Raw genomic sequence first — 790 nt, 5'->3', positions numbered from 1 at the left:
GTGATCTAGCAAATAAAGCCGACCTACTGTTCCGCCGAAACTCGGCAAATGGTCGAGTTGAATGCTTAACTAATAAGACTGCCATTGAACTGAATGAAGAGCTTCACGCCAACAACTAGTATCTGGCTAAGCAACTAACACTGCCCTAACAGGACAGTTCTTGAAGGCGCACTCATAATCAAAGCTTTTTAATGCTTACATCTATGGATGCGCTTTTTTGCATATACAAAACGATTAAAACGACGAGCCAAATTATGAGTGATACCACAACTGACACGATCCAACTTAGCCAAGCACTTATACAGCAGCCCTCTGTCACACCAGAAGACTGTGAGTGTCAGGATATTATGATGCGTCATTTGGCTCCTCTCGGATTCAAAGCCGAGACAATGATCTTTGAGGATGTGACCAATCTTTGGGCTCGCAAAGGTAACGAAGCACCTTTAATTGCGTTTGCCGGTCATACCGATGTTGTCCCTACTGGCCCTGAACAAGAGTGGACATACTCACCCTTTTCGGCCCGTATTCAGGGAGATATGCTACATGGTCGTGGCGCAGCTGATATGAAGGGTAGCCTGGCTGCATTTATCACCGCCTGTGAGCGCTTTGTTAAAAAACATCCCGACCATAAAGGCTCTATCGCTTACTTAATTACCAGCGATGAAGAAGGACCAGCAACAAACGGTACCGTTAAGGTTGTTGAAACATTGGAGGCGCGTAATGAAAAAATTGATTGGTGCCTGGTTGGTGAGCCATCCAGTACCAAGGTGCTCGGTGATGTGATCAAGAA

Annotated in this window: 1 protein-coding gene and 1 pseudogene; both read left to right on the top strand. The window is 45.7% G+C overall.

From position 1 onward, the window contains the following. Positions 1-119: pseudogene (locus A3729_RS34145) on the top strand (2,3,4,5-tetrahydropyridine-2,6-dicarboxylate N-succinyltransferase); the annotation flags it as partial. Between the two features lie 135 nt (positions 120-254). Next, a partial coding sequence (locus tag A3729_RS24025; RefSeq protein WP_156498108.1) for a M20/M25/M40 family metallo-hydrolase occupies positions 255-790 on the top strand: 536 nt, incomplete at its 3' end.

The organism is Oleiphilus sp. HI0043 (genome assembly GCF_001634935.1).
The sequence above is the reverse complement of the archived record's forward strand: the minus strand, read 5'-3'. Positions and strand labels throughout refer to the sequence as shown.